General features: G+C 69.2%; 1 protein-coding gene. It reads right to left on the minus strand.

All coding sequences use genetic code 11. The annotated features are described in order from the left end of the window. Positions 1-286, minus strand: a 286-nt coding sequence (locus F0Q45_RS27185; RefSeq protein ID WP_149656721.1) for an acyltransferase domain-containing protein, incomplete at both ends; no start/stop codon positions are given.

The following is a 286-nucleotide window of genomic DNA, read 5'->3' on the forward strand; positions in this document are numbered from 1 at the left end:
CACCCACATCAGCCTTAGCACCAGAAAGCACCACCGCATCAGGCGCATTGACCGCGGCCACACTGACCCCCTCGGCCAGCAGCGGGCTCACCTCGTCCTCGCAGGCCGCCACCGCCACCATCACCCCACCAGCCGGCAACCCCGCCATCAACCTCGCCCGCAGCCCCACCACCCGCGCGGCATCGGCCAACGACAACACCCCCGCCACATACGCAGCGGCAATCTCACCCACCGAATGCCCCAGGACCAGATCGGGCACCACCCCCCAGGACTGCAACAACGCCGC

Source organism: Mycobacterium simiae (assembly GCF_008370645.1).
Classification (GTDB): Bacteria; Actinomycetota; Actinomycetes; order Mycobacteriales; family Mycobacteriaceae; genus Mycobacterium; species Mycobacterium simiae_A.